This window comes from Novosphingobium sp. SG720, assembly GCF_012275365.1.
Lineage (GTDB): Bacteria > Pseudomonadota > Alphaproteobacteria > Sphingomonadales > Sphingomonadaceae > Novosphingobium > Novosphingobium rhizosphaerae.
The window spans coordinates 147,810-164,765 of sequence record NZ_JAAZQN010000004.1; the positions used below are offsets into that span (position 1 = coordinate 147,810).

The window sequence follows — 16,956 nt, forward strand, 5'->3', positions numbered from 1 at the left end:
TCCCTTTTCAAGGCGGCGGGATTGTTGCAAGGGCGGCCACCCGAACGGAGCACGCTTGACGCCGCCCCTTTCGGACTTGCGGACACGCCCCAGGGCGCCGCCGTGGCGATCGTAGCTCAGTTGGTTAGAGCGCCGGTTTGTGGTACCGGAGGTCGAGGGTTCGAACCCCTTCGATCGCCCCATTTCTCCTGACATTGCAGTGGGTGGCTCATGTGGCCGCCCCACGCCTTCTCCTCCCAAAGGTCCAAGGCTTTCCGCCGCTGTTTTGCTTGCCCTTGATCTGGCGCAATGGCACAGCAGAGCGGCCGGGCCATGGCCTGGTGGAGAAGGATCCCAAGTTCGCCGATATGCACGGTTTTGCCAATCCCGCCCGTTTTTTGCGGCTTGCCCGCTGGCTTATGCCGCTTTTGCTGGGGGTGGGGCTGGTCCTCGCTTTCGGCGCGCTGGCCTGGGGCCTGCTGGTGGTTCCGCCCGATCGGTTGATGGGGCAGACGGTGCGTATCCTGTTCATCCACGTGCCTTGCGCCTGGCTGGGCATGGCCGGCTGGTCCACCATCGCGGTGTCCAGCCTGGTCGAGCTGGTCTGGCGCCATCCGCTGGCCGCCATTGCCGCGCGGGCGGCGGCGGTGCCCGGGGCCGTGTTCACCGCGCTTTGCCTGATCACCGGATCGATCTGGGCGCGGCCGACCTGGGGTACCTGGTGGGTGTGGGACGGGCGGCTGACCAGCTATCTGATCCTGCTGTTCCTCTATTTCGGCTATATCGCGCTGGCCGGCGCGGCGCAGCGCGATGCCGCCGCGGGCAGCGGCGCCAGCCGCGTTACCGCGATCTTCGGCATGGTGGGCGCGATCAACATCCCGATCATCAACCGTTCGGTGATCTGGTGGAACAGCCTGCACCAGCCCGCCTCGATCACGCTGGGCAAGTCATCGATCGATGGCACGTTCCTGTGGCCGCTGCTCATCGGCGCGCTGGGTTTTTCCTGTATTTTCGGCGGTGTCGTGCTGGCCCGCATGCGCACGCTGCTGGCCGATATCCAGGCCGAGGCGCGCCTGCGCCGCAAGGCCATGGCCTGACGGCCACGCGGGAGGGATTTTCATGCACGAACGCCTCGATCAATGGCATTATGTCGCCGCTGCCCTCACTGTCGGGGTGGTGGGCACGTTGCTGCTGGTGGGCCTTACCCTGTGGTCCATGCGCCGGGCCGAGGCGCGGCGCGATGCCGTGCGTGGCCGATCGGGCGGTCCCGAGATAAAGAACACCGGGCGAAAGAGCGAAACATGAGTGCGATCAAGGCCAAGCATCAACGGCTGGTCCTGCTGGTCATTGCCCTGGCGGCGCTGATCGGCGCCGGGCTGCTGGCGGCCTGGGCGCTGTCCAAGCAGGCGAGCTATTTCTACGTGCCCAGCGATCTGGTGGCGCACCCGCCCGAACAGGGCCGGGCGGTGCGCTTGGGCGGCATGGTGCAGCGTGGATCGATCAAGACCATGCCCGATGGCGTGACGATCACGTTCGTGGTGGGCGATGGCAAGGCCACGGTCCCCGTGCGCTATGCCGGGATCACGCCCGACCTGTTCGTGGAAGGATCGGGCGTGGTGGCCGAAGGCCGCATGGAAGGCGCCACTTTCGTGGCCGACAATCTCCTGGCCAAGCATGACGAGAAATATGTGCCGCGCGAAATGAAGGACATGACCCAGGCCCAGGCCAAGGCCGTGGTGGCGGAAACGAAATGATCGCCGAACTCGGACTGGCCATTCTGTGGATGGCAGCGGCGCTGGCAGTCCTGCAACTCGTCGCCGGCGCGCTGGCCCTGCGGCCGCAGGGCGCTGGCATGGTGGGCGTGGTGCGCCCGGTGGCCGTGGCGCAAGGCGTGCTGGTGGCGCTGTCGTTTGCCGCGCTGATCACCCTGTTCGTGACCACCGATCTTTCGGTGAAGCTGGTGGCCGAAAACAGCCATTCGGCCAAGCCGCTGATCTTCAAGATCGCCGGCACCTGGGGCAATCACGAAGGCTCGATGCTGCTGTGGGTCACGATCATGAGCCTGGCGGGCGGGTTCGTGGCGCTGGTCGAACGGCGCCTGCCGGAAAAGACCCTGATCGCCACGCTGGCAGCGCAGGCTTTCGTCAGCCTGGGTTTTTATGCGTTCCTGCTGCTTGCGTCCAACCCCTTTGCCCGGCTGCCGCAGCCCGCGCCCGAAGGCGCCGGGCTCAACCCGTTGCTGCAGGATATCGGCCTCGCGTTCCATCCGCCCACGCTCTACGTCGGCTATGTCGGGCTTTCGATCGCGTTCAGCTTTGCCGTGGGCGCGCTGATCACGCGTGATGTCGGGCCGGCCTTTGCCCGCGCGATGCGCCCCTGGGTGCTGGGCGCGTGGATCTTCCTGACGGTGGGGATCACCGCCGGTTCCTATTGGGCATACTACACGCTGGGTTGGGGCGGCTGGTGGTTCTGGGACCCGGTGGAAAACGCTTCGCTCATGCCCTGGCTGGCGGCGACGGCGCTGCTCCACTCGGTGTCGGTGCTGGCGGCGCGCAATGCGCTGCGCGCCTGGACGGTGATGCTGGGCGTGATTGCCTTTTCCATGTCGATGGTCGGCACGTTCCTGGTCCGCTCGGGCATTCTCACCTCCGTCCATGCCTTTGCGGTCGATCCGGCGCGGGGCAGCTTCATCCTGGCCCTGCTGGCGATCTACATCGGCGGTGCGCTGCTGCTCTTCGCCCTGCGCGCCGGCACGGTGACCGAAGGCGCGCGCTTTGCCTTCGTCAGCCGCGAGGCGGCGCTGGTGTTCAACAACGTGATGCTCTGCGGCATCCTGGGCATCGTGCTGGTCGGCACGCTCTATCCGCTGTTGACCGAGGCGTTCGGCGTCAAGGTTTCGGTGGGACCGCCCTATTTCAACCCGGTTTCGGCGATCTTTGCCTTCCCCATGCTGGTGGTGATGGCGGTGGGGCCGCTCCTGCGCTGGAAGGACGATCGTGGCGGCCGCGTGGCTCCGGTGCTGGCGGTTCCGGCGCTGCTCGCCGTGGCGGTTGCGGGCGCGGCCTTTGCGTCGGGCGTCAACACGTTGCCCGCGCTGGGCCTGGGGCTGGGCGCCGGGCTGGCGCTCGCCAGCTTGCTGCCCTTGCGCGGCCGCAACCTGCGCCGCACCCCCCTGCCGGTCTGGGGCATGGTGGTCAGCCACCTGGGCCCGGCCGTCGCGGCGATGGGCATGGCCAGCGAAAGCGCGTTTTCGATCGAGAAGCTGGCCGCGCTCACCCCTGGTGAAACCCGCCAGGTCGGCCCTTATGCCCTGACGCTCGATCGCATCGATCCGGTGGCGGGTCCAAACTGGACGGCGTTGCAGGCCACGGTTTCGGCCCGCTATGCCGGGGGCGATGCGGTCGTGCTCACGCCGCAGGCGCGGGTCTTTGCCAATCCGCCCGGCACGCGCACGGAATCCGCCTTGAAAACCCGCTGGAACGGCCAGCTCTATGTGGTGCTGGGTGAAGAGGGCGACGATGGCCGCTGGCAGATGCGCTTCTGGTGGAAGCCCTTCGCGCCGCTGATCTGGCTGGGCGGATTGCTCGTGGGCCTGGGCGGTTTGCTCGCCCTGGTCGGGCGGGTGGCCCGCGACGTGAAGCGGCTGGTGGCTATCGACAAGATCACGTTTCGCCGCGAAAGGCAGGGCCGATGAGCGGCGCGCCGTCCTCCGCTCCACGCAAGCCGGGCCTGGCGCTGTGGTTGCCGCTCGCGCTGTTTGCCGCCTTCCTTGCCCTGGTGGTCTGGGGCCTGCTGCGGCCCGACAACCGTGAAGTGGCCAGCACGTTCATCGGCAAGCCGATCCCGGCGTTCGACCTGCCGCCCGCAAGTGCCGACCGGCCGGGCCTCGCCAGGGCGCAGTTCGTGGGTGGCAAGCCGCGCCTGCTCAACATCTTCGCCTCGTGGTGCGGCCCTTGCGCGGTGGAAGCGCCGCAGCTGGCCCAGCTGGCCGCAGCCGGGGCCGAGATCGATGGCGTGGCCATCCGCGACCGCAAGGACGATCTGGCCCGGTTCCTGGCAGCCAACGGCAACCCCTTTGCCCGCATCGGCCAGGATGACCTCAGCAAGGTGCAGATCGGCATCGGGTCTTCGGGCGTGCCCGAAACCTTCGTGGTCGATGCGCGCGGCGTGATCCGCTACCAGCATATCGGCGCGATCATGCCCGATGACGTGCCGATGATCCTGGGCAAGCTCAAGGAGGCAGGACAATGAAACGAAGCCGTTTCATTCTTGCTGCAGGCGCTGCCTTGGTCCTGCCGCTGGCCCCGCTCGTGGCGCAAGACAGCATGCCGCCTGCGCCCTATGCCTATCGCCAGCTGCCCGATCCGGCGCAGGAGGCCAAGGCGCAAGCCTTGATGGAAACGCTGCGCTGCCTCAAGTGCCAGAGCCAGTCGATCGCCGATTCCGATGCCTCGATGGCCGGTGACATGCGCAACGAAGTGCGCACGCGCATTGCCGCCGGGGAACAGCCCGAGGCGATCCGCCAATGGTTGATCGACCGCTACGGCGACTATGTGAGCTATACGCCGCAGGTCAAGCCGCTGACCTGGCCGCTGTTTGCCGCGCCGGCGGTGTTCCTGGCGCTGGCCGCGCTGCTGCTGCGCGGGCGCTTTCGCCGTGCCAATCTTCGCAAGGACAAGCCATGACCTGGGTTCTGGTTCTCGCCGTGGCAGGGGTGGCGTTTGCTGCAATGGTCCTGATCGGGCGCCTGCCGCGCACCGGCTGGGAAGTGACGGGCGCAGCGCTGCTGTTCGGCCTTGCCGGTTATGCGCTGCAAGGCCATCCCGGCCTGCCTGGCGCCCCCACACCCGCTGTGGAAAACGCTGCGGTGGCTGATGCCACGCTGCTCAAGGAACGGCAGCAGATGGGCAATTCCTTTGCCAAGGGACGCAGCTGGTTGATCCTGGCCGACGGGCTCACGCGGCAGGGCCAATACCGCGCCGCGGCCGATGTGCTGGGCAAGGCCGCGCGTGAAAACCCCGATGATGCCGATGTCGAAGTGGCACTGGGCAATGCGCTGGTGGGGCATAGCGAGGGGCTGATTACCCCGGCCGCGCAATATGCGTTCCGCCGTGCCGCCGCGATCGATCCCAATCACCCCGGCCCGCCGTTCTTCATGGGCCTGGCGCTGGCGCAATCGGGCCGCCTGGTCGATGCGCGCGCGATGTGGGTCGATCTCTTGGCGCGCTCGCCCGCCGATGCGCCCTATCGCCCCGATCTGGCCGCGCGGCTGGAACGGCTGGACCAGATGATTGCCGCAAGCGGCGGCGCGCCGGCGGCTTCGGGAGAACCTGCGCCCGCGCCTGCGGCGCCGGCTCCGGCGTCCGGCAAGAAGTGAATTCTCGGGAACTGCTTGCCGCTTGCGGCGCTTTGGTCACCATTGCTTCAGGTTGGGCGCCGGTGCTAAGCGCCGGCCCGATTCGGCCCTATCGCGGGCCGGATGGTGACATGGGGCCAGTGCGGCCGGGGGCAGTCTTGCCATGAACAATGCCGTGGGTGAATCAGGGGCTGCGGACCGATCCGTTCCCGCCAATGCCGCGCCGCCGGCGCCGGGCCACGCGGGGCATGGCCATGGCCCCGGGCACCGGCAGGCCAGCGTGATCAAGATGGCCGTGGGCGCCGTGGGCGTGGTGTTCGGTGACATCGGCACCAGCCCGCTCTACGCCTTGCGCGATACTTTTGCCGGTCACCATCGCCTGCCGCTCGACCAGACGCACATCTACGGCATCGTCAGCCTGATGTTCTGGTCGATGATGATCATCGTGACGCTGAAATACGTCTCGGTGATCATGCGCGCCGACAACAAGGGCGAGGGCGGCAGCCTGGCGCTGCTGGCGCTGATCAACCAGCACACCGCGGGCAAGCGCTGGGGCCGGGGCATCGTGCTGCTGGGCGTGTTCGCCACCGCGCTGTTCTATGGCGATTCGATGATCACCCCGGCGGTGTCGGTGATGGGTGCGATCGAGGGGCTCTCGGTCTACCAGCCCAGCATGCAAAGCTGGGTCGTGCCGATGGTGGTGGCGATCCTGATCGCGCTGTTCCTGATCCAGAGCCGGGGCACTGAGCGCGTCGCCACGTTCTTTGGCCCGATCATGCTGGTCTATTTCGCCACGATCGCGGTGCTGGGGGCCGTGAGCATTGCTCTGTTGCCCGGAGTGATCGGCGCGCTTTCGCCCCACCACGCCGTGGCGATGTTCGCCGCCGATCCGTTCCGCGGATTCCTGGCGATGGGCGCCGCCGTGCTGGCGGTGACCGGGGCCGAGGCCCTCTATGCCGACATGGGCCACTTCGGGCGCAACCCGATCCGTGTTTCGTGGCTGGCGCTGGTGCTGCCCGCGCTGGTGCTCAACTACCTGGGCCAAGCCTCGCTGCTGATGCGCGAGGGCCAGGCCGCACTGGTCAGCCCGTTCTATTTCCTGGCGCCTGACTGGTTCCAGTGGCCCTTGCTGATCATTGCCAGCCTGGCGGCGGTGATCGCCTCGCAAGCGGTGATCTCGGGCGCGTTCTCCGTCACGCAGCAGGCGATCCAGCTGGGCTTCATCCCGCGCATGACGATCCGCCACACCAGCACGTCGGCCGGGCAGATCTACATTCCGGTGATCAATTCCGCTCTCATGGTGGCGGTGATCCTCCTGGTGCTGATGTTCCGCCATTCGTCCAACCTCACGGCCGCCTATGGCATTGCCGTGACCGGGGCGATGATGATCGACAACGTGCTGCTGGGCGTGGTGCTGATCAAGCTGTGGCACTGGCGGCCGGTGCTGGCCACCGGCCTGCTGGCCTTGTTCATGGCGATCGACCTGGGCTACCTGGGCGCGAACCTTACCAAGATCCCCGATGGCGGCTGGGTGCCGCTGGTGATGGGCATCACCATCTTCACGCTGCTTACCACCTGGTCCCGCGGGCGGGCACTGATGCGTGCCGGGATGGCCGAAGGATCGATTCCCCTGGAGGTCTTCACCAAGTCTGCCCATTCCAGCGCCGCGCGGGTGGCCGGCACGGCGATCTTCATGGCCTCTGCGTCCAACGGGGTGCCCTCGGCGCTGTTGCACAACATCAAGCATAACAAGGTGCTGCACAACCGCGTGGTGATCCTGACGGTGCAGATCCAGGACGAGCCCTATGTCGATCTGGCGCAGCGATCGGACGTCAAGGACTTCGGCAACGGGTTCTATCGCCTCACCCTGCGCTTCGGGTTCCTGGAAGAGACCGACGTGCCGGCCGCGCTCAAGACCATCACCACCTGCGGTGAACCGTTCGACATGATGAAGACCAGCTTCTTCCTCTCGCGCCAGACGCTGATCCCCTCGGACAAGCCGGGCATGGCGCTGTGGCGGGAAAAACTGTTTGCCTGGATGCTCCGCAATGCGGCCAGCGCGATGGAATTCTTCCGCCTGCCAACCAACCGCGTGGTCGAGCTGGGCAGCCAGCTACGTATTTGATCGAAAACGGGCTATGCTGGGCTTTGCGGTCTGCGCCGGTTCTGGCAAAGCTATAACCGGTGGAAACCTCCACACATCATGCCGGGGCCTGTACGCGCGTGAGTGACATCGAAATCTTGCGCGATATCCTCGATGCGCAACTGGAGATGGTCTGCCGTTTCACCGCGGATGGCACGATCCTGTTCGCCAACGCGGCTTATGCGCGCATGATGCAAAGCCCGCCCGAGCGGCTGACCGGCCGCAACTTGTGGGTCTTCATCCCCGAAAGCGAGCATGCGGCGATCCGTGCCGAACTCGCGCAACTGACCCCGGACAATCCGGCACGCACGATCGAGAATCGCCTGGAAGTGGTCGATGGCACCGTGCGCTGGACGCTGTGGCGCAACCACGCCCTGGCATTCGATGACCAGGGACGCTGGCAGGTGGCGCAATCCACCGGGATCGACATTACCGAGCGCAAGACCCTGGAAGATCGCCTGCGCCTGATGGTGGAGGAACTCAATCATCGCGTGAAGAATACGCTGATGGTGGTTCAGGCCATGGCGTGGCAATCGTTTCGGGGCGCGCATGCCCCGGTCGATGCGGTGGAGAATTTCAACGCGCGGCTGCATGCGCTGGCCTCTGCCCACACGATCTTGAGCCGGGAGCAATGGGCCGGCGCGCCATTGGCCGAAGTGGTGCGCCAGGGGCTGACGATCTGCAACGGCGGCGAACTGGGCGTGGGCGGCGCGCGGCGGCTGGCCGTGTCGGGGCCAGACTTGCGAGTCTATGCCGCGCCAACGGTTTCGCTGGTCATGGTGCTGCACGAATTGGCGACCAACGCGATCAAGTATGGCGCACTGTCCAACACGGCGGGCACCGTGGCGATCGCCTGGGACGTGCAGGACGATGGCAGCGTTGCCCTGGAATGGCGCGAGCATGGCGGCCCACCGGTGGCGCCGCCGGCGCGCAGCGGCTTTGGTTCGCGGCTGATCCGCGACGCCATCACCCGCCAACTCAGCGGCGAAGCGCACCTTGACCATGCAGTGACCGGGCTTGTCGTCCGCCTTGTGCTGCCCGCCCAGCATTTCGATCCCCCCGCCGCCCACCCAGCCTTCCCAGACTTGCGCGAGGATGACACATGACCACGCCCGCCCAGCCTCTTGCCGGCCGCCGCGTGCTGGTGGTCGAAGACGAATTCATCGTGGCGGCCATGTTGGCCGACATGCTGGAAGACGAGGGCGCGGAGGTTGTCGGGCCGATCGGCACGCAGGTTGACGCCTTGGCCGTGGCGGCGAGCGAAGCACTGGACGTGGCCGTGCTCGATTGGAACCTGAACGGGGAACCGGGCGCACCCGTGGCGCGCATCCTGCGCGCGCGTGGCATCCCCTTTGCCATTTCAACCGGCTATGGCGCGGTAGAGGCCGAATTTGCCGACGTGCCGGTGCTCAACAAGCCCTATGCCCCGGCTCGCCTGACCGCCTGCCTCGAAGGCCTGCTGGCTGGCTGAACCGGGGCTGGCATATTAGCGATCAGTGCTTGAGCGAGTCAGACGCTTCGTCGGCGCCCTGCTTCACCCGATTGCCAAACTTGTCGGCGGCAGTGCCGGCCTTGTCAGCCGCCTTGTCGAGCTTGTGCCCGGCGTCGTCGGCGGCCTTGTCTGCAGCCTTGCTGGCGTTGTCGAGCGCCTTGTCGGCGGCGGCAGCAACGTTGTCCGCAGCCTTGTCGGCAGCGCGGCCGGCGTCCTTGGCGGCGTCGCGCGCGTCGTCAGCGGCCGAATTGGCAGCAGCCGCAGTCTGGTCCTGGGTCTTTTCCGAACAGGCGGCAAGGCCGCCTGCGGCAAGCATCAGCGCAGGAAGGGCGAGGATAATACGGCGCATGAGACGGTCACTCCCGTTCGTGGTGGTTTTGCCATGGCCAACGCGGGACCCGCCGTGGCGTTCCCCATCATGCGCCGCGATCAATCGTGCGGGGTGGTGCTTTCCGCCTCGTCCACGGCCTGCTCGCTGCCCAGGCCATGGCGCAGCAGCATCGGGATCTGGGCAAAGGTGAACAGGAACGACAGCGCGCTCACGCCCCACAGCTTGGCCGAAAGCCAGCCATCGAAGCTGAGGGTGTGGCGCAGCACTTCGTTGAGCGCGGCCAGGAACAGGAAGAACCACGCCCAGTTGCGCGACAGCTTGCGCCAGCCGGCCTCGTCCAGCCCGTCGAACGCGCTTTGCAGCAGCAGGCGCAGCACTGCCTTGCCGCGCGCCAGGCCAATGAACAGGCCGGCGGCAAACAGCAGGTAGATCACCGTGGGCTTGATCTGGATCCAGAACGGATCGCCCAGGAACACGGTAAGCGTGCCAAAGCCCAGGATCAGCGTGGTCGAAAGCCACAGCATGGGCGAAACCTTGCCCAGGCGCCATTTCGACACGATCAGCGCGGCCACCGTGGCGGCCATGAACACGACCGTGCTCTTGGTGATTGCCACCACCGCGCCCACGCCCGAATCCGCGCTCTTGTCCGGGCTGAAATGGCGATAGGCGAGGAAGAACACCAGCAAGGGGCCGTAATCGACCGCCAGGTTCACCCAGGATGATTTGGGTTTGCCTGTCTGGTGCTTGTGCTGTCCCGCGTTCATTGAAACACCCCCGCAATCACCTTGGCCACCAGATCGGGATCGAACGGGCGAAGGTCATCAATGGTTTCACCCACGCCGATGGCATGGATCGGCAGGCCATATTGTTCGGCCGCCGCCACCAGCACGCCGCCGCGCGCGGTGCCATCGAGCTTGGTCATGATCAGGCCCGAAACGCCCGCCACATCCTTGAAGATTTCAATCTGCTGAAGCGCGTTCTGCCCGTTGGTGGCATCGAGCACCAGCACCACGTCGTGCGGCGCCTCAGGGTTGAGGCGGCCCAGCACGCGGCGGACCTTGGCCAGCTCGTCCATCAGTTCGCGCTTGTTGTGCAGGCGCCCGGCGGTGTCGACGATCAGCACGTCGGTGCCCCGGTCGGTGGCAGCCTTGACCGCATCGAACACGATCGAGGCGGGATCGCCCCCTTCCGGCCCGGTGACGATCGGCACGCCCAGCCGGTCTGCCCAGACTTTCAGCTGGCCGATGGCGGCGGCGCGGAATGTGTCGCCGGCCGCCAGCATCACCGAATAGTCGAGTTCCTGGAACAAGTGCGCCAGCTTGGCGATCGTGGTGGTCTTGCCCGAACCGTTGACCCCGATCACCAGGATCACCTGGGGGCGGGGGAAGGCAACGATATCGAGCGGCTTGGCCACCGGGCGCAGGATCGCGGCGATTTCCTCGGCCACAGCGGCGCGCAGGGCGGCATCGTCCAGCCCGCCATCGAACCGGGCGGCGGCCAGAGTCTTGCGGATGCGGGCCGCCGCGCGCGGGCCCAGGTCCGACATGATCAGCGCGTCCTCGATCTCGTCGAGCTGCGCATCGGTGAGGCGGGTGGCGCCACCCAGGCCCGCGAGGTTGCCGGCCAGCCGTTCCGACGTCTTGCGCAGCCCGCCTACCAGGCGTTCCGACCAGCTGTCGCTACTCATGCCAGCATTCCTTCTTCGATTCTTTCGGGTGTCAGCGTCACCAGGCTGCCAGGCGGCGTGCCGGCAGGCAGGCGATAGGGCGCGAAATCCGGGCCATGGCCGGTGCCGTCGCGTTCGGCAAGCACTTGTGCGGGGCGCCCGACCAGGCCTTGCAGCCAGGCCTGGCGCGCATGGGCGACCGCGGCGCGCAGTTGCGCGGCGCGTTCGCGCACCAGCGGCGGCGAGACCTGGGGCATGCGCGCGGCGGGCGTGCCGGGGCGGGGCGAATAGGGAAAGACGTGGCCGTGAACGATCTGCGCCTGTGTCACGATGGAGAGGTTGTCGGCATGCATCGCTTCGTCTTCGGTGGGAAAGCCGGCGATCAGGTCTGCGCCGATGGCCATGTCCGGGCGGTGGCGCCGCAGCGTTTCCACCAGGTCCAGCGCCTGGGCGCGGGTATGGCGGCGCTTCATCCGCTTGAGCACCATGTCTGCCCCCGATTGCAGCGAGAGGTGCACATGCGGCATCACGCGCGGCTCGTGGCACAGCAGATCGAGCAGCAGCGGATCGATCTCCACCCCATCGACCGAGGACAGGCGCAGCCGGGGCAGGGCGGGGAAGGCGCGCAGGATCGCCGCGACCAGATCGCCCAGGCGCGCGGGGATCGGCAGGTCGGCGCCCCAGCTCGTCAGGTCCACGCCGGTCAGCACCACTTCGGCCACGCCATGGGCCAGGTGCCCGGCCACGGTTTCCAGCACTTGCGCGACAGGCGCAGAACGGCTGGCGCCGCGCCCGGCGGGAATGATGCAGAACGTACAGGCATGGTCGCAGCCGTTCTGCACCGCCACGAAAGCGCGGGTGTGGCGTTCCGATGGCGCCACGGGCAGCGCGGGGGCAGGGACCTGCCAGCGGGCGGGATCGAGCTTGGCAGTGTTTTCCACCACGCCGTCCACTTCGTCCATCGCGGCAAAACCGGCCGGGTCGATCGTCGCGGCGCAGCCGGTCACCAGCAGCCGCGCCTCGGGATGGTCGCGGCGCAGGCGGCGCACCGCGCGGCGCGACTGGCGCACGGCTTCGGCCGTGACGGCGCAGGAATTGACCACGACGGTGGGCGTTGCGGCGCTGGCCAGCAGGCCGCGAATCGCCTCGCTTTCCGAAAGGTTCATCCGGCAGCCGAGCGTGACGACTTCGGGGGCGGCAGGCGCGGACACGTCAGGTCTCAGAGCGGGTAGAGCGCGTCGTCGAAAGCGCCTTCGAAGCTGGTGGTGGCCGGGCCGGTCATGGTGATGGAGCCGCCTTCGGGCCAATCGATGCGCAAGGCGCCACCCGGCAGCGTGACCGCCACGCTGCGGCCCACCAGCTTGCGCCGCATGGCGGCCACCGCCGTGGCGCAGGCGCCGGTGCCGCAGGCGCGGGTCAGCCCGGCGCCGCGTTCCCATACGCGCAGCGCGAGGTGGTCGGGGCCGATCAGGCTCGCCACGTTGACGTTGACGCGTTCGGGAAAGACCGGGTCATGCTCGATGATCGGGCCCAGGCGCGCCAGGTCCACCGCGCTTGCATCGGGCACGAAAAACACCGCATGGGGGTTGCCGACATTGACCGCAACCGGGTTTTCGAGGGTTTCCCAACCCAGCGGCATGGCCAGCGTGTCCATAGCATAGGCCAGGGGAATCGCGTCCCAGTCAAAGCGGGGGGCGCCCATGTCCACGGCAATCCCGGCATCGGTGGCCTGCGCTTCGATCAAGCCGCCGGCGGTTTCGATGCGCGTGCGGCCAGCGCGCTCGGCGGCCAGCAGCAGGCCCACCGCGCGGCTGGCATTGCCGCAGGCGCCCACTTCGCTGCCGTCGGGATTGAAGATGCGCATCGCCACGTCGGCACGGGCCGACGGCTCCAGCACGATCAACTGGTCGCAGCCGATGCCGGTATGGCGGTCGGCCAATGCGCGGGCGCGGCCGGGCGAAAGCGGCAGCGGCGTCTCGCGCGCGTCGATCACCACGAAATCGTTGCCCAGGCCGTGCATCTTGAGGAAGGGAATGCGCATGGGGCGCGATCTAGGCGCCAACGGGCCTTGGCGCAATGGTTCAGCCGTTGGCGGCGCGATCCTGCGCGGGGGCGATGTCTGCCGTATCATGGCCGGTAACCAGCAGATCCTCGGCCGCCAGGGCCGTGCGCACGGTCTGCGCGTCCTGCGGCTGGCCATAGAGGAAGCCCTGGCCCTTGAACGAGCCAAGCTTGCGCAGTTCTTCGAGCACGCCTTCGCTTTCGATCCCTTCGGCCGTGAGCGGAAGGTCGAGCCCCTGGCCCAGCGACGTGATCGCGGCCACGATGGTTGCGCTGTCCTTGCAGCGATCGAGCGTGGAGACGAAGCTGCGGTCGATCTTGATGCGGTCGAACGGCAGCGAGCGCAATTGCGCGATCGAACTGTAGCCGGTGCCGAAATCGTCGAGGCTCAGGCGAATGCCCTGGTTCTTGAGGCTGGCCACCAGCGAGCGGACCAGCGGCAGGTTCTCGTGCAGGCAGGTCTCGGTGATTTCCACGTCCAGCCGATGCGGCGGGAAATTCGCTTCTACCAGCAGCTTGAGCAGGCGCTGCGCGAACCATGGATCGCGCAGTTGCAGGGGCGAGACATTGACCGAAAGCGTGAGCGAGGCATCCCAATCGCGCGCGTCGGCCAAGGCCTGGCGAATGAGCGATTCGGACAGTTCGGCAATCACGCCGATTTCCTCGGCCACGGGGATGAACACATCGGGCGCAATCAGCCCGTGGCGCGGCGATTGCCAGCGGGCGAGCATTTCGAAGCCGGTCAGGCGGCCGGTGTCGATATCGATCTGCTTTTCGTAATAGGGCACGAATTCGCCCCGCGCGATGCCCTCGCGAATGCCGCTTTCCAGTTCGGCGCGAAAGCGCAGTTCCTTTTCCATCGCCGGGTCGAACCAGCAGAACCGGTTCCGCCCGCTGCTTTTGGCCTGGTACATCGCCAGGTCGGCGTGGTGTTGCAGGCGCGCGGCCGCGATCGCATCGTCGGTGCCGGCAGGAATGGTGGCCCCGTCGCTGCGGGCAAGGCCGATCGAACCGGAAATCTCCACCTCGCACTCGGCTAGCACCACCGGCTCGGCCAGGGCGGCGTTGAGTTGCTCGGCAATCTGCTCCACCACGCCTGCGCGCGCCGGATCGAACCGCATGGCGCAGGTGAATTCGTCGCCGCCGATACGGGCGATGATAGCGCCCGAGGGCAGGATCGCGCGCAGCCGGCTGGCCGTTGCCACCAGCACCGCGTCGCCCGTCTGGTGGCCATGCAGATCGTTGGCGCGCTTGAACTTGTCGAGATCGAGCATGAACAGCGCGACGGCATCGCCCTGGACGCGGGCCTCGTGCACCAGGGTCTCGATCGCGCTGTCCAGGCTGCGGCGGTTGAGGCAGCCGGTGAGCGGATCGGTGAAGGCCAGGGTGCGGGCGGTTTCTTCGGCGCGGCGGCGTTCGCGCACTTCGCCGGTCAGTTCGACATAGCGGCGCCAGCCGAAGATGATCAGCGCGATGTTGAGCAGCAAGGCATTGGCCAGGATCGAATCGACGCTGGCGCCGCCGAACAGCACGTGGCGCACGGTGCTGGTCAACACGGCCGAACCCGATCCGACGAACAGGATGATGGCGGCGGTGATGATGCCCAGGGCAACGATGTCACGCTCGGCGCGGGCAATTCCGGGCTGCGGGGTTGCGGTCGTGCCGCTGTCGAGTGCCGCGCTTGCCATGCCGTTACCTGCCGTATTCCCCCGGGGCTGCCGATGAAGCCCCCCATTGACCGATCCCGGGAATCTACGTGCGGCAGGTTGAAATATTGGTTAAGGTCTCGGCAGTGGCGCATTTGCGGGCGTTTGAGCCGGGCCGGGGTTGCAATCGGACGGGCGCGCGGGTAAGGGCGGCGCTCTGCAAGGGCCGGGAATCGCCGGCGCTGATGCGGATTCGTTTTGTACGCCCCCTGATGGATGGCGCACGCTGGTCGGCGAGGTTTCGCCCACCGGCGTTTTTCGCGTTATCGGCTGGTGGCGTGCGGCTTGGCAATGGAGCAGCGCGTGTTCGACAGTCTTTCCGACCGGCTTGGCGGCGTATTCGACCGCCTGCGCGGACGCGGCGCGCTTTCCGAAGACGATGTGCGTGGCGCGATGCGCGAAGTGCGCATTGCCCTGTTGGAGGCCGACGTGGCCCTACCGGTGGTGCGCCGCTTCGTCGACCGTGTCACCGAAGAGGCCGTGGGCCAGTCGGTGCTCAAGTCGGTCACGCCTGGCCAGCAGGTCGTCAAGATCGTCAACGATGCCCTGGTCGAGATGCTGGGCAGCGAGGCGGCCGATCTCGATCTGGCGGCCACCCCGCCGGTGGTGATCATGATGGTCGGCCTGCAGGGTTCGGGCAAGACCACCAGCACCGCCAAGATCGGCAAGCTGATCAAGGAAAAGCGCGGCAAGAAGGTGCTGATGGCGTCGCTCGACGTCAATCGCCCTGCCGCGCAGGAACAGTTGAAGGTGCTGGGCGAGCAGGCCGGCGTGGCCACGCTGCCGATCGTGCCGGGCCAGTCGCCGGTGGAAATCGCCACCCGCGCGATGAACGCGGCCAAGCTCCAGGCCGTGGACGTGCTGCTGCTTGACACCGCCGGGCGCCTCCACGTCGATGCCGCGCTGATGGACGAGATGAAGGCCGTGGCCGCCGTCTCCACCCCGCGCGAAACGCTGCTGGTGGTCGATTCGCTGACCGGCCAGGACGCGGTCAACGTCGCCCAGGCCTTTGCCGGCGAAGTGGACCTGACCGGCGTGGTGCTCACCCGCATGGACGGCGATGCACGCGGTGGTGCGGCGCTGTCGATGCGCGCCGTCACCGGCAAGCCGATCAAGTTTGCCGCGACGGGTGAAAAGCTCGACGCGATCGAGCAGTTCCAGCCCGAACGCGTGGCCGGTCGCATCCTGGGCATGGGCGATATCGTCTCGATCGTCGAAAAGGCGGCCGCGACGATCAAGCAGGACGAAGCCGAACGTCTTGCCGCGCGCATGGCCAAGGGCCAGTTCGACATGAACGACCTGCGCAGCCAGTTGCAGCAGATGCAGCGCATGGGTGGCCTGGGTGCGCTCGCGGGGCTGATGCCGGGCATGAAGAAGGCCAAGGCGGCGATGGCCCAGTCCGGCATGGACGACAAGGTTCTGCTGCACATGGACGCGATCATCGGCTCGATGACGGTCAAGGAACGCGCCAAGCCCGAATTGCTCAATGCCAAGCGCAAGATCCGCGTGGCCAAGGGTTCGGGCACCACGGTGCAGGACGTCAACAAGCTTCTGAAGATGCACATGGAAATGGCCAAGGCCATGAAGCAGATCAAGAAGATGGGCGGCCTCAAGGGGCTGGGCGCGCTGTTCGGCAAGGGCGGCCTGGGCGCCGCCATGCCGGGGCTGGACCAGCAGGGCGGCGGCGGCATGGGCGGTCTAGGTGGTCTTGGCGGCGGCCTTGGTGGCCTGCCCGGCCTGGGCGGCGGGGGCTTGCCCTCCAACATGGCCGACCTGCTCAAGAAGAAATGATTTTTCCGTTATTTTCAGTTTAGTCGAAAGGTAGTCGAATGTCTGTTTCTCTGCGTCTGTCGCGTGGCGGTTCCAAGAAGCGCCCCTATTACAAGATCGTTGCGTCGAACAGCCGCGCCCCGCGCGATGGCAAGTATCTGGAGCAGGTGGGCACCTACAACCCGCTGCTCGCCAAGGATGCTGCCGATCGCGTGCGCCTGGTCGAAGACCGCGTGCGTTACTGGCTTGGCGTTGGCGCCCAGCCGACCGACCGCGTTGCCCGCCTGCTCGACAAGGCCGGCATCAAGGAACGCGCCCCCACCAACAACCCCAAGGCTGGCGAACCCGGCAAGAAGGCCAAGGAACGCGCCGAAGACAAGGCTGAAAAGGCCGCTGCTGCTGCTGAAGCCGCGGCTGCTGCCAACGCGCCTGCCGAATCCGCCGAAGCCTGA

18 protein-coding genes and 1 tRNA gene are annotated in these 16,956 nt (G+C 67.1%); 13 read left to right on the forward strand and 6 right to left on the reverse strand.

Features of this window, described 5'->3' with window-relative positions; genetic code table 11:
- Window positions 1-105: 105 nt before the first annotated feature.
- The 11 genes from FHW94_RS15295 (at window position 106) to FHW94_RS15345 (ending at window position 8,949) form a co-directional block, all read left to right on the forward strand.
- Window positions 106-182 (forward strand) — tRNA-His (locus FHW94_RS15295).
- A 165-nt stretch (window positions 183-347) separates the two neighbouring features.
- On the forward strand, window positions 348-1,076 hold the full coding sequence (ccmC, locus tag FHW94_RS15300; RefSeq protein ID WP_168556997.1) for a heme ABC transporter permease CcmC: 729 nt from the start codon (window positions 348-350) through the stop codon (window positions 1,074-1,076).
- Between the two features lie 22 nt (window positions 1,077-1,098).
- Window positions 1,099-1,284, forward strand: coding sequence for a hypothetical protein (locus tag FHW94_RS15305; RefSeq protein ID WP_168556709.1), 186 nt, complete (start codon window positions 1,099-1,101; stop codon window positions 1,282-1,284).
- Entirely contained in the window at window positions 1,281-1,733 is a 453-nt protein-coding gene (ccmE, locus tag FHW94_RS15310) for a cytochrome c maturation protein CcmE (RefSeq protein ID WP_168556710.1), read from the forward strand. The genes FHW94_RS15305 and ccmE overlap by 4 nt, the downstream gene beginning before the upstream one ends.
- Entirely contained in the window at window positions 1,730-3,673 is a 1,944-nt protein-coding gene (locus tag FHW94_RS15315) for a heme lyase CcmF/NrfE family subunit (RefSeq protein ID WP_168556711.1), read from the forward strand. Before ccmE ends, FHW94_RS15315 begins: the two co-directional genes overlap by 4 nt.
- Window positions 3,670-4,230, forward strand: coding sequence for a redoxin domain-containing protein (locus FHW94_RS15320; protein ID WP_168556712.1), 561 nt, complete (start codon window positions 3,670-3,672; stop codon window positions 4,228-4,230). Before FHW94_RS15315 ends, FHW94_RS15320 begins: the two co-directional genes overlap by 4 nt.
- Window positions 4,227-4,664: a cytochrome c-type biogenesis protein gene (locus FHW94_RS15325; protein ID WP_168556713.1), complete on the forward strand. Its 438-nt coding sequence runs from the start codon at window positions 4,227-4,229 to the stop codon at window positions 4,662-4,664. Before FHW94_RS15320 ends, FHW94_RS15325 begins: the two co-directional genes overlap by 4 nt.
- Complete coding sequence (locus FHW94_RS15330; RefSeq protein ID WP_168556714.1) at window positions 4,661-5,356, forward strand: tetratricopeptide repeat protein; 696 nt, start codon at window positions 4,661-4,663, stop codon at window positions 5,354-5,356. Before FHW94_RS15325 ends, FHW94_RS15330 begins: the two co-directional genes overlap by 4 nt.
- A gap of 268 nt (window positions 5,357-5,624) precedes the next feature.
- Window positions 5,625-7,460: a potassium transporter Kup gene (locus FHW94_RS15335; protein ID WP_246866198.1), complete on the forward strand. Its 1,836-nt coding sequence runs from the start codon at window positions 5,625-5,627 to the stop codon at window positions 7,458-7,460.
- A gap of 98 nt (window positions 7,461-7,558) precedes the next feature.
- Window positions 7,559-8,584 (forward strand): HWE histidine kinase domain-containing protein, encoded by a 1,026-nt coding sequence (locus FHW94_RS15340; protein WP_168556716.1) that lies wholly within the window; start codon window positions 7,559-7,561, stop codon window positions 8,582-8,584.
- The gene (locus tag FHW94_RS15345; protein ID WP_168556717.1) at window positions 8,581-8,949 is read left to right on the forward strand and encodes a response regulator; all 369 of its coding nucleotides are present in this window, start codon (window positions 8,581-8,583) and stop codon (window positions 8,947-8,949) included. The genes FHW94_RS15340 and FHW94_RS15345 overlap by 4 nt, the downstream gene beginning before the upstream one ends.
- Window positions 8,950-8,971: 22 nt before the next feature.
- Here the strand turns inward: FHW94_RS15345 and FHW94_RS15350 are convergent, their stop codons facing one another.
- The 6 genes from FHW94_RS15350 to FHW94_RS15375 form a co-directional block, all read right to left on the reverse strand.
- On the reverse strand, window positions 8,972-9,319 hold the full coding sequence (locus tag FHW94_RS15350) for a hypothetical protein (protein WP_168556718.1): 348 nt from the start codon (window positions 9,317-9,319) through the stop codon (window positions 8,972-8,974).
- 80 nt (window positions 9,320-9,399) lie between these two features.
- Window positions 9,400-10,065 (reverse strand): inner membrane-spanning protein YciB, encoded by a 666-nt coding sequence (locus tag FHW94_RS15355; RefSeq protein WP_168556719.1) that lies wholly within the window; start codon window positions 10,063-10,065, stop codon window positions 9,400-9,402.
- On the reverse strand, window positions 10,062-10,988 hold the full coding sequence (gene ftsY, locus FHW94_RS15360) for a signal recognition particle-docking protein FtsY (protein ID WP_168556720.1): 927 nt from the start codon (window positions 10,986-10,988) through the stop codon (window positions 10,062-10,064). The genes FHW94_RS15355 and ftsY overlap by 4 nt, the downstream gene beginning before the upstream one ends.
- On the reverse strand, window positions 10,985-12,178 hold the full coding sequence (locus tag FHW94_RS15365) for a MiaB/RimO family radical SAM methylthiotransferase (protein WP_348981798.1): 1,194 nt from the start codon (window positions 12,176-12,178) through the stop codon (window positions 10,985-10,987). The genes ftsY and FHW94_RS15365 overlap by 4 nt, the downstream gene beginning before the upstream one ends.
- Window positions 12,179-12,186: 8 nt before the next feature.
- Window positions 12,187-13,008: a diaminopimelate epimerase gene (dapF, locus tag FHW94_RS15370; RefSeq protein ID WP_168556722.1), complete on the reverse strand. Its 822-nt coding sequence runs from the start codon at window positions 13,006-13,008 to the stop codon at window positions 12,187-12,189.
- Between the two features lie 40 nt (window positions 13,009-13,048).
- Window positions 13,049-14,716, reverse strand: a complete 1,668-nt coding sequence (locus FHW94_RS15375) for an EAL domain-containing protein (protein ID WP_168556723.1) — start codon at window positions 14,714-14,716, stop codon at window positions 13,049-13,051.
- Between the two features lie 321 nt (window positions 14,717-15,037).
- Between FHW94_RS15375 and ffh the strand changes: the two genes are divergently transcribed.
- On the forward strand, window positions 15,038-16,525 hold the full coding sequence (gene ffh / locus FHW94_RS15380; RefSeq protein WP_168556724.1) for a signal recognition particle protein: 1,488 nt from the start codon (window positions 15,038-15,040) through the stop codon (window positions 16,523-16,525).
- Window positions 16,526-16,563: 38 nt separating this feature from the next.
- Window positions 16,564-16,956 carry a 30S ribosomal protein S16 gene (rpsP, locus tag FHW94_RS15385; RefSeq protein WP_168556725.1) on the forward strand — a complete coding sequence of 131 codons (393 nt, stop codon included), beginning with the start codon at window positions 16,564-16,566 and terminating at the stop codon, window positions 16,954-16,956.